Genomic DNA, 12,866 nt, shown 5'->3' with positions numbered 1-12,866 from the left:
AATCCTTAAGAGTTAAAATATATATAAATTTATCTTAATCTGAGGGAGTGTTGATTAATGCAAATATCCGACATTGCTTTAGTACAATATCTTAAATTTAAAAGCCCATTATATTATGGGAAAATTCTTGAACTAAAGGAATCTGTAGCGAATTGGTTATCATATATACCTCAAACTTTTCCTCATTATACTAGACATACAGTAGAACACAGTGAAGAAATCGTTTTACAGATGTCTAAACTGCTTTTTAGAGATAATGAATTTGAACAGCCGGTATTACGACTCTCAAGTGTTGAGGTATTTATTCTTATAGCATCAGCATATTTACACGATTCAGGAATGGTTGTTTCTGATAAAGAAAAGTTGAAAATCATTCAATCCGAACAATGGGGATTATTTGTGAATGGTAGTGGAAAAAAGAGATGGGATGAAATAGAAGCAACTAGAACGAGCACTACCCTTGAGCCGAGCGTTAAAGATTTTATAGCAGATTTACAAACAAGATTTTTAATTGCCGAGTATATTCGCAAGAACCACCATACTAGAGCTGTGGATATACTAGTTCAAAATCATAATCTATTAGGAAAGTTCTCGTTTGATGATCCTGCTCTATTTAAAACAATTGCTGATGTGTGTGTAGCTCATGGATTAAAGCATTTTGAATTAGAAAATAGTGATATTTACCCTGATAGACGGGATATAAGAGGAGAAGAGGTGAATGTAAGATTCCTGGCGATATTGCTTAGAATCGGTGATTTGTTGGATATGACATATGATAGAGCATGTCCACTTTTATTGAATGCTGCATGTCCTTTGCCGGCGGATAGTTTAGCACACTGGACACAATATCAAAGAATCTATCATAGATTAACTGCATATGACAGGATTGAATTAGTTGCAAAATGTAATACTCAAGATGAACATAGGTTTCTTCAAGACTGGTGCCAGTGGCTTGTGGAGGAAATTAATAATGCGTCAATATTAATGTCTAAAGTCAGCAGACATTCAAGCTGGATTGCACCTGTGGTGACCATAGGGAAAAATAACTCAACTATAAAAATTGAACCTAGTGATTCTGCAATGTATATTCCTTCAGAATGGAAATTTGAACTTGATCACGACGCAGTATTTCAGAGATTAATACTAGATGTTTATAAAAATGAAAAAGAATTTCTTAGAGAGATACTTCAAAATGCATTTGATGCAACAAGATGCAAGATTTATGAAGACTTAAAATACGAAGGAAAATCACTTCCTAGTTATCCTAATGATATAGATGAATTGATAAGAAATAAATATCCAATAAATATAAGGTTAGAATCATTAAAAGTTTTGAATCCCCTTTCCGGTGAAGAGTATTCAAAACAGCTTTTAATTGTTGAAGATAGCGGAATAGGCATGGATTCAGAAATTATAAAGAGGTATTTTTTACAGATCGGCAGATCGTATTATTCTTCAGAGGACTTTCAAAGAAACTATAGTTTCAAACCAATTAGTCAATTTGGAGTCGGCTTTTTGTCTGTGTTTGCTGTAAGTGAGAATGTTACAGTCGAGACATATAAAGTTCACTCCAAACAAGGTGAAGGAGCGGTACGATTAACGCTTAGCGGTCCGAAAAATTATCTTCTTACAGAACGAAGTGACAGAAGAATAAGTGGTACGAAAATCGAAATATTATTAGATACAGAATTTGGTGAAGATGAATTAATAAGTTTAGTATCCGGTTGGTGCAAGAAGGTCGAATTTCCTATTTATATTAACCAATATGGAAAAGAGACACTAATTCAGGCCGAAGACCGGAGGGAGTTAATTAATAATTCCGGTACTCTCTTGGAAGACGTTGAATTTGCTACTTCAGCTTATCCTATTAAAAGTGATGGAGTTTTCGGTGAGATTTATGTGTTCAGTGTTATTAAGAATAATATTGATAGATGGGATCAGTGGGGATGGGCAAATTATACCTACACCAAAAGTCACCCTCTTGCGGAATTACCTGAGATACCCGGTAATTTAACATGTCTTCATGGAATTGCGTTTGCTGAAAGCGGGTACCCTTCGGGGCCATTTCGATTTCGCATTGACTATCGAGGAAATAGTCATAGACAAAATCTCTCAAGACAACATATGGAACAGAGAGGGGATTATTTAGATGATCCAGTTCTATTTGAAAGATTTGTTGAAATAGTAGAGGACCATTTGAAAAATAGCTCGGTGAATAATACACCTGATGGCTGGTACTATATTCATTCAATATTAGAACATGCTCCTCAACTAGTTGCACATTTTATAGATTATCCACTAATTAGAGTGTATATTAATGGAACTGCAGAGGTTATTTCACTTAATGAGTTTGAGAGTCTGGAGGAGTTCGTAATTATCACTGATATTTCTCGCAAATATATTAAATCTCGCACAGAAACTGATGAGATTAATGACCTCGCACAATACACTAATCTAGCAACATTGTTGGAGGATGATTTTAATGTGCTTTCAAGATCAATCAAAGTTCTCAAAGACAGATATCCATACAAAGCAGAAAAATTAATAAATGAACGGTATGTTAAAACTTACTGGAAAAAGGGTAAAAGGAAAATAATTGAAGTAATAGGTTCTCGATCTCGATACTATAGTGATAGATTTATTGTTACTTCATACTTAGATGATAAAATTGCTGGATTCAGATTATTTGATAATCGGCAAGGCAAAATATTGATTCTAAATGAAAATAATAAATTGATAAATTGGATCTTAAGAATACAAGAGTTTATTGATAGGGATACTGATACAATAATTACAAGTGCGTTTAATAAGTTACTTGAACTGCTGAAAACCCCAATCGGGTTAGGTGGGTATGAATATGAGGAGTTGAAGAATCAAATTGAAAAGTGGAAGGACATACCCAATTTACCAGATGAGCTAATTCCGCCTCAGATAGAAATTTCTAGCTCTATGTTTCTCAAATATGTTCAATAATAAAAACACAGTCTCTTATATTTTTTGGCGAAGTCATCCTGTAGAAACGGAAGACTTCGCCCTATTTATGATACGGAGAACCGTATCATAAATAACGGCAAGTTTTTATTGTACAACTCGAATCAAGTATGCAAAAATCGCCGGTGATATGATCAAAAGGAAAGGAGGGAGGACTTCTGTGTACAAATGGAATGAAATGGAACATATGGGCTATTCACCCTATTATTGTTACAGACAGTTCAATCAATTAACCGGGATGACATTGCGGGATTACATCTGGACTCGAAGGATCAGCCGTGCCGCCTTCGAGCTCCGCGACACAGATCAGCGGGTTCTGGATGTTGCCGTAAAGTATGGATTCTTATCACGAGAGACGTTTACACGAGCATTCAACAAGGCTTTTCAGCTCACCCCTGCAGCCTACGAAAAAGCTCCCCGACCTATTCCGTTGGCTATTCGTCAGGAGGTATTCTCGCCTTATCGTTATTTGATCAAGGAGCGAGATAAGATGAATAAGGTACATTTACAACCGGCAGAGATCTAAGTCGAGTTCATTCCGGCGCTTTTATGAGGACAGTTGAGGAGGTAGCATGGAACTTTGACCCCCAAGGGATGGGCTACAAATGGATTGAACTTGGTGGTAAACAGTGTTACTCTAACAACGGTAAACTCAAAATCTATGTTCTGCAATACCTCTAATAATAGTCACCATTTTAGTTATAAAGAAAGGTAACACTATGATAAAAGTTGATAACTTATCCTTCTCATTTCCGCAAAAAGAACTATATAAAAACATTTCATTTACGTTTGAAGAGGCACAACATTGCGCTTTTATAGGAACAAGTGGCAGTGGGAAAAGTACACTGATAGATATACTGATGGATCCGGAAAGATATTTGTTCGATGGCAAGTTAGAGATAGACCCAACTTGCAGAATTGGGTATGTAAGTCAGTTCTCACAAGTAGACAAAACTAAAGAAACAACCGTTTTTGAATATATAGGAGAAGAATTTATTAAGATACAAAATGAAATAACATCTATTTGTACTGAAATGGAAACATCATCGGATATTGATTCGTTACTAGAAAAGTATCAATTAGCTTTAGACGCATTTGATTCAATGGGTGGGGATGATTTTGAAAGCAACATTAATAAGAAACTAAATCTAGCAAACCTCATGAAGCTAAAAGATCTTAGGGTATCCGACCTGAGTGGTGGGGAATTCAAACTTATTCAAGTGATGAAGGAAATGCTTAGTAGTCCAGACTTAATGATTATGGACGAACCAGATGTATTTTTAGACTTTGAAAACCTAAATGCGCTTAAAAATCTTATTAATTCCCACAAGGGAATGCTGCTAGTTGTTACGCACAACCGATATCTATTGAATCATTGTTTCAACAAAATTATACACCTTGAAAATACGGAGATCCAAGAGTTTGATGGGCGATATATTGATTATAACTTCTCATTACTTCAGACTAAAATTGAGTTACAAGAACTCACAATCGCTGAAGATGAAGAAATTGAGAGAAACGAGAACATAATCAATAATCTTAGAGCTATCGCAACTTATAATGCAGAAGCATCTAGAGGTAGAGCGTTAAAAGCTAGAGTTAAGTTTCAAGAAAGATTGGAAGCGCGTAGAATTAAAGCGCCATTTGTTGATATTAAGCAACCGAATATTAGTTTTGGTATTGATAATGAAATTGAAGACACGATTGTTGTGAATGTCAATAATTATAGTGTTGCCTTTGATGAGTTGCTTTTAGACAATGTTAACTTTGAGATAAAATCTACTGATAAAGTAGCCATTATTGGTTCAAACGGTACCGGGAAAACGACTTTGCTCCGAGAAATCTTTAAAAATAATCATGATTCAATTGAAATAAATGCTGATGTTAAAGTGGCTTATTTATCTCAGCTTCAAGGCGAAATACTAAAGGATTCTAATACAATACTAGAAGAATTCATCGATGCTGGGTTTAAAACTTATGATGAGATAAGATCGTATATTTCAAACTATGGCTTTGAAGGAGAAATCGTTAATCAAAAGATAGAATCTTTATCTGGTGGAGAAAAAAATATGCTTCAATTGGCTAAAGTTTCGGCCAGTAAAGCAAACGTATTGCTTCTTGATGAACCGACAAGCCATTTAGACACCTATACACAAATAGCACTGGAGAAAGCCATTGAAGACTATAAAGGTGCGATTCTCATGATTTCTCATGATTTCTATTCTGTTGTAAATGGTATGGATTATGTTTTAATCATTGACGATAAGACGATTAGAAAAATGAGTATGCGAAAATTTAGACAGATGATTTATGCTAGTCATTTTGATAGAGACTATTTAGAAACTGAACAAAATAAAAAATCAGTTGAAATGAAAATAGAATTGGCTTTAAAAGATACTGATTTTGAACTTGCAAAAGTATTGGTTGATGAGCTAGAAGAGCTGATTAAGTTGCTTTAAATTACAACCCTCTGATTGAAATGATTACAAGAATCAATTTATTGTACTGGGAATTACGGCTACTCCGGAACCATCCAACTAGAAAGTGAAGTCAGTTACAGCGAATATTGCTAAAGTGAATCAGTTCGAGTTCAACGATGAAACATGATGTTGGTGGAAAAGTATCAATAAAAAAGACACTGATGGATAGAATCTCAGTGTCTTTTTACTGCATTGATTTCTTGATAGCTCTTGCCGTGGTCAGTGGTTCACTTATTATTAAAAATCTTTCTTAACACATTTTTGGCCATAGCAATCTGTTGAGGATCTTTCTCCGAGAGACTCTTGTGTTAATCCTCTTTCTTTTCTCAGGTCACGAATACGGGCACCGACCTGAAGAAGTGGGCCGTTGGCTTTAAGCTTTCTGAGGGGATGGAGATCCCGCAGGAATTAGAAGAGAAGTTTAAGTTTGCCCGGCAGAAGTCTAAACTACCGGGAACCATTAGGGATTCGTTTTTTGTGATTAAAGGAGAATATTAAAGTAAGCAAAAGCGCAATTGGAGTAATCCATTCACTTTTTCTTTTTGCAAAAGAGATGCGAGATCAAAGAGAGGGCCATCCTAAACGGGATGGCTTAAAACTTACCGTTTCACCTAGCGCGGAGAGCCGTATCATAAGTAGGGCGAAATTTTTTGAATACTTAATTACTCAACTTTCGCAGAGTCAAAATCGAGCTGACTCTAAGCGGGGATTAGGGTGAAGTCGGTTCAAGTAACGATCTTGCTAACATAGAAAAACACCAATTCATTTGGTACAGTGAGAGTGTCGAAGCTTCCACTTGCGCCTTTATTGTGTCACGCCGACCCGAAAATGCAAACCACTGCCATCTATGCCGCGCGCAGTTGTGAAAACAAGCAGGGAAGCTGGCAGATCATTGAACAGATGTTGATGGGGGCCGACCCGCAGGTTTTGAATAACTCGATTTTATACTGGGGCATTATTCCACACGAGAAGTTGCTGCCTTACTATAAGGCGGTATGGCCAGAATATAAAAGCAATCCGAATTTCAGAGAAAAATTTATCGGTTGTTTGCGAGAACTGCATTTGCTAGATGATTATTTCGACAAAGACGAATCGTGAAGAAGGTGTACATGAATCAACCCAAGGTTGTCTCCTCCATTCATACAGAGGTTTTGTTTTTCCATAAGCACTAATAAGAATGGGGATTAAATGCTAATGCTTGATAGAATATCATTCTATACTGTTGTATTCAGGATTTTATTAAGGCAGATTGGAGAGGTAAAATGGGAAATACGGATAAGTTTGAAATGATAGCTAATGTATATGACACTTCTGAAAGAATTCAGATTGCAAAGGGATCATCTGATGCCATTCGTGAATATGTAGTTGACGCTAATAGTAAGAATGCTATTGATTTTGGGTGTGGAACGGGCCTTGTCGGAATGAACTTGTTAAACGATTTTAATTCTATGCTTTTTCTGGATACTTCACAAAACATGATTAATCAAATAAAACAAAAAATTACTGATCTTCATATTCAGAATGCAGATACATTATGCTTTGATTTTGAAAAGGAAGGTCTAACGGATTTGCATGCGGATTATATTTTTATGGCTCAGGTTCTACTTCATATTCATGATGTTGAATTCGTTTTATCAAGGCTATTTGATGTTCTAAATGAGGGAGGACATTTACTAATCGTAGATTTTAATAAAAATGAAAAAGTAGTTTCAGATATAGTTCATAACGGATTTAATCAAGAAGAGCTGGCTGACGTTATGACTAAAATAGGGTATAGAGGTATTCAATCCAAAACTTTTTATAATGGAAGTAAAATATTCATGGGACAAGATGCATCTATGTTTATTATTGATTCTCGAAAATAAACTTTTAGGCAGAAATCAGCTCTCCCTATATTCGGGGTTCCAAGGTACAACGAAATAAAAGGCCGCCCCTTATGAGACAGCCCCATGCTTCTTGTACGGTGTTAAACTTATGATTCAATCTGTGCCTAGTAATGAATTAATTATGTTCAGGTGGCTTTTTTATAAACCAACCCAGCACCAGAATAAGTATTGCCAGAATAAATTCAATCCAAAAAACTGTTTGTAGACCGGAAACCATGCTTTGTGTCTTCTCATGCATCGCAGTGGGATTGAGCGAATGGTGAAGATAACGATTGGCTCCAGACGACATGATGCCGACGAACAATGCGATGCCAATTCCCCCTGCAATCTGTTGGAGCGTATTGTATATGGCTGTGCCATGAGAAACCAGGTGACGTGGAAGTTGATTTAATCCTGTCGTCTGAGCCGGCATGACGACGAACGACATGCCTAAGAATAAGAGGATATGATTGAAGAGAACGGAACCTTGTGTTGTATCACTGTCGATGCCGGTAAACAGCCACAACGATATGACGATCAGGAACAGTCCGGGCACAATGACGGGTCTCGGCCCGAATTTATCGAGTAATTTCCCCGATACCGGCATCAGCATCCCGTTCAAAATGCTACCTGGCATTAGAAGTAAGCCTGTCGCAAATGCTGTCAACTTCATCACATCCTGCATATAGAACGGCAGCAATGTTGTTGTGGCGAATAGAACCATCATCAGAATTACAATCAATACCGCAACCAGAGAAAAAGTGGAATGACGGAATACGGAAAGATCGATCAACGGCTCTTTGATCTTAAGCTGGCGCCATACAAGCAAGAGCAAGAAAAGGCTGCCTATTGCAATCGATCCGTAACCTTCAGGCTCAAGAGAGACACTTGTTTGGCTGAAGCCATAGGTGACGCAGCCAAAACCGACGGTTGACATCACAACGGATACAAGATCGACCCTTGGCTTGGTCAGTTCTGTCACATTCTTTAAGTACACGAATGCATAAATCATCGAAAACAGTGCGACAGGAATCACCATGTAGAACAGCCATCGCCATTGAAAGGTATCGATAATCAAGCCAGACAAAGGCGGCCCGATGACAGGGGCGACCATGATGACCAGCCCCATGAGACCCATGGCGGCACCCCGGCGTTCTGGAGGATAGAGGGCGAGAATCGTATTCATCATCAACGGAATCAATAATCCTGTCCCGCAAGCCTGAACAACCCTGCCCACCAGCAAGATTCCGAATCCCGGGGATACTGCACACAAGCAGGTACCGGCCAAAAATAACGCCATCGCAGACATAAACATCTGGCGAGTCGTGAACCATTGCTGTAGTAATGCGGTCACCGGCACCAGTACGCCGATCACGAGCATATAACCCGTCGATAACCATTGTATGGTCGAAGCAGCAACGTTAAATTCTCTCATCAATGCAGGAAACGCATTGGTAAGTAAATTTTCGTTAAGAAACGCGACAAATGTACCGATGAGTAGAGTGGTTAATATTGCCCCTCTCTTCATTCCTCTTGCATCTTGAGCCTGATTGTCCATCTTCTACCTCCCGATTGTTCATGACGTTCCGTCCATTGTTTGTATATCGCTTATCCCGCAACGCCTGAAGATCATTCTACGTGAAGTGAGATGAATTGGAAAAAGCGAAATTGCTCATCATACTCGGAAATTCATTCATATTTCGAAAGCAAAAGGGGGGGCCCCCCACGGTGTCGCTCATTCGCGCATTATTTCTTGACAAGATGAGGTTAGGGGATTATGATAACGTGCCGGTCAACTCTATAAGGCAAATAAAATCAAAAAGGCTGACTTTTCGTAGTGCCTTGGCACCGGAATCGTCAGCCTATCGTGCAGATTATCCTACACCATCACTTTCTAACAAAGAATAAAAATTATCACGGTCTTGGTCATCAAATTTGCCAAGTGTCCTTACCCTAACAAATTCATATCCGCCATACATGTCTATTTCCTCACCGTACCTATTGTAGAGCGCGATCATATTGCCATCCTGATTCAACTCCAAGTACCCGTAACATTTTGCTTCAGGCGCTTCACCGTAAAAGAGTGTAAATTTGATTTTGATCACTCTGTGCATGCAGATCTTCCCTTCCTGTCTTTCGTATTGGCTTTGAATATATACAGTATTCCCCATAAAATGTCAAGGGATAAGGTTTCTACGTGACAACGGCGGAGGAGTGTACCAGCAAGTTGTGGACGCAGAACCATACCACAAGTAGGGCGAAAAACTGGAATATCAAAAAGGATATAGAGACCTGTAGGAGTGATGGAGGAAGTTACAATCTTGCAACATAAAAACGAAAGTTCGATAAACTCCATCATGGTCAGATATGGGCACATCATACAATAGGTAGGATAGGAACAACGCTATAATTTTCGTGAATGCTACTTCCATGATATGATCGAATTGTTATAAGGCATTAATTAAGGAGGAAGTATGAAACGGAAGAACTTGATGATATGTGCCATTATTGTATTAATCGTTGTTAGTTATCTAATCGGAAACTCAAAGGATACGGAAGTTTCCTCTACTAGCTCACAGTTTGAAAATGACACCCAAATTACTGTGAATTCTACAGTTCCTTCAGATCAGCCTGCAAAAGTATTGAACCAATCCCAATCGGTAACCAAACCAGCGAAATCTACAGCCGAGCTTAAACCTCTATTTGCCGGGCCTCTTCAAGCATTTAAGGACAAGTATGGAACACCTGACTCGAAATACATGTTTTCCATCTCGTATAATCAAGATGATCTATTAATCGACAGTGACAACGAAAGTGGTATGGTCAACTCAATATCAATGTCCTTTTCAAACGAGACGTTTATTAACAAGGAAAATGCACTTGCTAAAATCCTTCCCTATCTGCCTAAGGATGCGAAAAAGATAAAATCCCGCGTTGATGGCGAGTCTATCTTTGTGTTATACCAAAGCCCTTCCACTGCCGAAACCTTCTCAGATTGGTATGAGGCATGGGGGAGCGAAGCCTTGAAAAAACATGGCGGAGGAATGATCCTAGTACAAGCTATTGGAGGAGACCCAAATAGTAAGGAACGCCGAGGGAATGTTACGACTGCCCGTATGGAGCTTTGTAGTTTAAGTGTTCAAGATATTAAGGATATAGATGTCGATTGGTAATGACGAGGATTCAATCTATTGAAGCAACCTTTGCTGAAGGAACGGCATCATTGGAGAAAGCTCCAGCTATAAAGCAAAAAACAATTGCTCATGCTATAGAAGTTGCCAAACGTTTCTAATCGGGTTGTCATCGTTCTTGAACCTCCAAAAAAAGTAATGCTTCGAAACTGATTCCTATTACTTTTTGGGGAGCCCCGTCCCTATAAATTAGGTTACTAACTTTGGATTCTACCAACTAATAATCCGCTTTACTAACTAAGCAATCGCGGTGAACCGTATCATAAGTAATAGTAAAGCGAATCCCCCTTTTTGCATACATTTTATCTTCATTATAAAGTATATTTTCCGATGTTCATTTAGGAGGAAAAGTTGATTTCTTTTCATAAATAGTGGATAAAATGGATCGGATACACTTAATTTTACAGAAAAAATAAGGGATTGTAGAATAAACCTATCATGTTAAGGAGCGGATCTCTACAATGCCAAAACAACAACGACGTACCTTTACCTCAGAATTTAAAAAGCAAATGGTGCAACTCTATGAAAACGGGAAATCCAGAGCAGCCCTTGTGGAGGAATATGGCCTCACAGCCTCTGCTTTAGACCGCTGGATCAAACAAGCTCAGACATCGGGTTCCTTCAAAGAGAAGGACAATCGTTCGCCCGAGGAAAACGAATTAATCGCTTTGCGAAAAGAACTCCAGCGTCTGAGGATGGAAAACGATATTTTAAAGCCATGGGACGAAAGTAGCTATCATCCAGAATAACCGTGATAAATACTCGGTATCAGCAATGTGTGACGTCCTGCAAATCGCAAGAAGTACATTTTATTACGACGCCCAAGAACGAGCCACTGAAGACGATGTCACCGAAGCTATTGTGGATATCTTTCACAAGAATCGAAAAGCCTACGGCACACGCAAGATCAAAGTGAAGCTACATGAGCGTGGGTTGATCGTCTCCAGACGCCGAATTGGTCGGATTATGAAAGAGCAAGGACTGGTTTCCAGCTACACCGTGGCACAATATAAGCCCCATAAAACTGCTTGTAATACAGACACAACGGCGTGAGTTTGAGCAAACGGAAGCCAAACGCTTCGTTGTTAGCGATCTGACTTATGTGAAGGTCCAGAACCGATGGCATTACATTTGTGTGCTGGTCGAGGTCCAAACAAGGATGCTGCTCTGATTTCCCGCGCTTTTGCGAGCGTCAAGGGCGATTTGTGTCAGATTTAGTGGTTTCATACGGACCGTGGCAGCGAGTTTAAAAATCAAAAGATGGACGAACTGCTGGAGACGTTTGAAAAAAGCTTCGTATCCATGGAACACTAGGATATATGACGCCTGTTCAGTATCGTCATGCAGCCCTTAAAAAAGTTGTCTGATTTACTGTTGACAATCCAAAGTCAGCTAATCGACCTTGGCAGGAAGGCATTCTTAATCTCAACAACTATTCTAATAATTACCCCAACAACCACTGATGCTTTGAAGTCTGTCAGAGGTTGTTTTTTTATTGAGATTTGCAGGGAGAGGGTACGGTCTGTATTTTATAGAGATTTTGTAGAGGCTAGGATTTAAACTATGAAAAAAGTTTGGTGAAAATGTAGTTATCATGAGCTGATTTCCTAAGGATCACAATAAAATTGTGTTTTGAAAAAGCAGATATTCTTCAACATTGTCAGACAAGATACTAGAAGTATGTTTTCCAAGTCTTGTCGAAAAAAGTTTATTGGCTTACACTGAGTAGGTAAATTGTCTCAAATTTAAAAATATGAAAAAAGAACTAAGATAGGCTAGCTATATGTAGATGTCCTATAATCGGTGTCCTACATCTGAGAGTTTTTTTGTGATGATAGTCTACAGCGAAACTAAGATACTAGGAAGAAGGAACTACTACATCTACCAGCAAGCCAATCAGTTTCTAAGAGGAGGTGAAAAAGAGGGAACTTAGCAAGTTACATCTCGGCAGACGGTTTAAGCATACCTAGTTCCAAGAATAATCAACTGAACGGATGGTTGGACCGCATGTGATGGTGGAAATTGAGTTTCACGCTTCATATTGTCGAGCGGTTGTTTAGATTTTGTATAGGTCCCTTGTAATATAATGTTGAAATACGTCGTGTAGACTGGGCGTATTCTGCCATTTGCAGTATGTAAGTGGCGAAGACCATCGAAGGAGAGGGGAAGATAGCTACTAAGCATGATCAGCAGCCAGCACCCCACGGCACTTACACGTTCATCTGGAACTCCGCAAGAGTTTCGATGATATAAAGGCTGTTGGGATCAAGCAAATAGCATATGTTTATTCGCTTGAGCGGTTAAATCGAGGAGATGAGTTCGGTATAGAAAAAATATGT

7 protein-coding genes and 3 pseudogenes are annotated in these 12,866 nt (G+C 38.6%); 8 read left to right on the top strand and 2 right to left on the bottom strand.

Annotated elements, in window-relative coordinates:
- Nucleotides 1-57: 57 nt before the first annotated feature.
- The 6 genes and pseudogenes from ABH897_RS24125 (at nucleotide 58) to ABH897_RS24100 (ending at nucleotide 7,336) form a co-directional block, all read left to right on the top strand.
- Nucleotides 58-2,973, top strand: coding sequence for an HD domain-containing protein (locus ABH897_RS24125; protein ID WP_283653980.1), 2,916 nt, complete (start codon nucleotides 58-60; stop codon nucleotides 2,971-2,973).
- A gap of 178 nt (nucleotides 2,974-3,151) precedes the next feature.
- Nucleotides 3,152-3,517, top strand: a complete 366-nt coding sequence (locus ABH897_RS24120; RefSeq protein WP_283653979.1) for a helix-turn-helix transcriptional regulator — start codon at nucleotides 3,152-3,154, stop codon at nucleotides 3,515-3,517.
- Between the two features lie 193 nt (nucleotides 3,518-3,710).
- Nucleotides 3,711-5,450, top strand: a complete 1,740-nt coding sequence (locus ABH897_RS24115; protein ID WP_404592822.1) for an ABC-F family ATP-binding cassette domain-containing protein — start codon at nucleotides 3,711-3,713, stop codon at nucleotides 5,448-5,450.
- A 366-nt stretch (nucleotides 5,451-5,816) separates the two neighbouring features.
- Nucleotides 5,817-5,969, top strand: a pseudogene (locus ABH897_RS24110) (phage tail protein); the annotation flags it as partial.
- Between the two features lie 300 nt (nucleotides 5,970-6,269).
- A pseudogene (locus ABH897_RS24105) lies at nucleotides 6,270-6,569 on the top strand (SMI1/KNR4 family protein); the annotation flags it as partial.
- Nucleotides 6,570-6,733: 164 nt separating this feature from the next.
- Nucleotides 6,734-7,336 carry a class I SAM-dependent methyltransferase gene (locus tag ABH897_RS24100; RefSeq protein WP_283653976.1) on the top strand — a complete coding sequence of 201 codons (603 nt, stop codon included), beginning with the start codon at nucleotides 6,734-6,736 and terminating at the stop codon, nucleotides 7,334-7,336.
- 136 nt (nucleotides 7,337-7,472) lie between these two features.
- Here the strand turns inward: ABH897_RS24100 and ABH897_RS24095 are convergent, their stop codons facing one another.
- Together ABH897_RS24095 and ABH897_RS24090 are read right to left on the bottom strand one after the other, a co-directional pair.
- Complete coding sequence (locus ABH897_RS24095) at nucleotides 7,473-8,894, bottom strand: MDR family MFS transporter (protein ID WP_283653975.1); 1,422 nt, start codon at nucleotides 8,892-8,894, stop codon at nucleotides 7,473-7,475.
- A 316-nt stretch (nucleotides 8,895-9,210) separates the two neighbouring features.
- The gene (locus ABH897_RS24090) at nucleotides 9,211-9,450 is read right to left on the bottom strand and encodes a hypothetical protein (protein ID WP_283653974.1); all 240 of its coding nucleotides are present in this window, start codon (nucleotides 9,448-9,450) and stop codon (nucleotides 9,211-9,213) included.
- Between the two features lie 360 nt (nucleotides 9,451-9,810).
- On the opposite strand from ABH897_RS24090, the gene ABH897_RS24085 reads away from it, so the two are divergent.
- Both ABH897_RS24085 and ABH897_RS24080 read left to right on the top strand, forming a co-directional pair.
- Nucleotides 9,811-10,509, top strand: a complete 699-nt coding sequence (locus ABH897_RS24085; protein ID WP_283653973.1) for a hypothetical protein — start codon at nucleotides 9,811-9,813, stop codon at nucleotides 10,507-10,509.
- A gap of 479 nt (nucleotides 10,510-10,988) precedes the next feature.
- Nucleotides 10,989-11,811, top strand: a pseudogene (locus ABH897_RS24080) (IS3 family transposase); the annotation flags it as partial.
- Nucleotides 11,812-12,866 lie beyond the last annotated feature (1,055 nt).

This window comes from Paenibacillus sp. RC73, assembly GCF_044908085.1.
GTDB lineage: Bacteria > Bacillota > Bacilli > Paenibacillales > Paenibacillaceae > Paenibacillus > Paenibacillus terrae_A.
This window is presented reverse-complemented; position numbering and strand designations above follow the sequence as displayed.

Bases quoted from the DNA above. Each gene is read 5' to 3' on its own strand.
- ABH897_RS24125 (WP_283653980.1), top strand. From the start codon at position 58: ATGCAAATATCCGACATTGCTTTAGTACAATATCTTAAATTTAAAAGC.
- ABH897_RS24095 (WP_283653975.1), bottom strand. From the start codon at position 8,894: ATGGACAATCAGGCTCAAGATGCAAGAGGAATGAAGAGAGGGGCAATA.
- ABH897_RS24115 (WP_404592822.1), top strand. From the start codon at position 3,711: ATGATAAAAGTTGATAACTTATCCTTCTCATTTCCGCAAAAAGAACTA.
- ABH897_RS24100 (WP_283653976.1), top strand. From the start codon at position 6,734: ATGGGAAATACGGATAAGTTTGAAATGATAGCTAATGTATATGACACT.
- ABH897_RS24090 (WP_283653974.1), bottom strand. From the start codon at position 9,450: ATGCACAGAGTGATCAAAATCAAATTTACACTCTTTTACGGTGAAGCG.
- ABH897_RS24085 (WP_283653973.1), top strand. From the start codon at position 9,811: ATGAAACGGAAGAACTTGATGATATGTGCCATTATTGTATTAATCGTT.